A 1387-nucleotide genomic window follows, 5' to 3' on the forward strand; every position below is an offset into this window, starting at 1 on the left:
CACTTTATTTCAGACGGCCTTTTTCCGTTTTCGGAGAAAACGCCGTCTGAATCGTTTTTAATCATTTTTTCAGACGGCCTCAAACCATGTTGGTATTAGGAATTGAATCATCTTGCGACGAAACCGGCGTTGCGCTCTACGATACCGAGCGCGGCCTGTTGGCGCATCATTTGCACACACAAATGGCGATGCACGCCGAATACGGCGGCGTTGTCCCCGAATTGGCCAGTCGCGACCATATCCGCCGTGTCGTGCCGTTGACGCAAGGTTGCTTGAAGGAAGCAGGCGTAGGCTATGCCGACATCGACGCGGTTGCCTTTACGCAAGGTCCGGGCTTGGGCGGCGCATTGCTGGCCGGTTCAGGCTTCGCCAACGCCTTGGCATTTGCCATCGGTAAGCCCGTTATCCCTGTCCACCATCTTGAAGGCCATTTGCTCTCGCCTTTGTTGGCAGACGACAAGCCTGAATTTCCATTTGTCGCTTTGCTGGTGTCGGGCGGGCATACACAATTTATGGCTGTACGCGGTATCGGCGATTACACCTTGCTGGGTGAAAGCGTGGATGATGCGGCAGGCGAGGCGTTCGACAAAACGGCCAAGCTTTTAGGTTTGCCTTATCCCGGCGGTGCCAAATTATCCGAGCTGGCCAAACTCGGCACGCCTGATGCCTTCACATTCCCACGTCCTATGCTCCATTCGCACGATTTGCAGATGAGCTTTTCCGGTTTGAAAACAGCCGTTTTGACCGCTGTCGAAAAAGTCCGCGCCGAAACCGGCAACGATGAAATTCCCGAGCAGACACGTAACGACATTTGCCGCGCTTTCCAAGATGCGGTGGTTGACGTGTTGGCGGCCAAAGCCAAAAAAGCGTTGTTGGATACCGGCTTCAGAACTTTGGTGGTTGCCGGCGGTGTGGGTGCAAACTGGAAGCTGCGTGATGAATTTTCGCGCTTAACCGTCAAAATGCCATCTGAAAAAGGCAAACCAAAGCCGCAGGAAGAAAAAATCAATGTTTATTTCCCGCCGATGGCATATTGTACCGACAACGGAGCAATGATTGCCTTTGCCGGCGCGATGCGTCTTGCCGAGCGTCAGGCTGTCGGCGCATTCAATGTCAAGCCGCGCTGGCCGCTGTCGGATATTGTGAAGCAGGGTTGATGCATTAGACTGCTTTGATGCAATGAAAGGCCGTCTGAAAACCTGAAAACATGGTTTTCAGACGGCCTTTAATGAAACGGATGTTTACGGTAAAACTTCATTCAAAAAGATGAGTAATTTTTTCATCCGTTTTTTCTACAATATTAACTTTGATTGATTGCAAAAGGCCGTCTGAAATGACGAATTTATCCAAAGGTTTGCTGGCTGCGATAGCGTCCAATTTGTTGTTT

General features: G+C 51.0%; 1 protein-coding gene. It reads left to right on the forward strand.

Translation table 11 applies throughout. The annotated features are described in order from the left end of the window. Positions 1-86 precede the first annotated feature (86 nt). Entirely contained in the window at positions 87-1157 is a 1071-nt protein-coding gene (gene tsaD, locus ACTHUE_RS19140) for a tRNA (adenosine(37)-N6)-threonylcarbamoyltransferase complex transferase subunit TsaD (RefSeq protein ID WP_004520888.1), read from the forward strand. The last annotated feature ends 230 nt before the right edge of the window (positions 1158-1387 follow it).

It is taken from the genome of Neisseria sp. P0021.S005 (assembly GCF_051956955.1).

Bases quoted from the DNA above. Each gene is read 5' to 3' on its own strand.
- tsaD (WP_004520888.1), top strand. From the start codon at position 87: ATGTTGGTATTAGGAATTGAATCATCTTGCGACGAAACCGGCGTTGCG.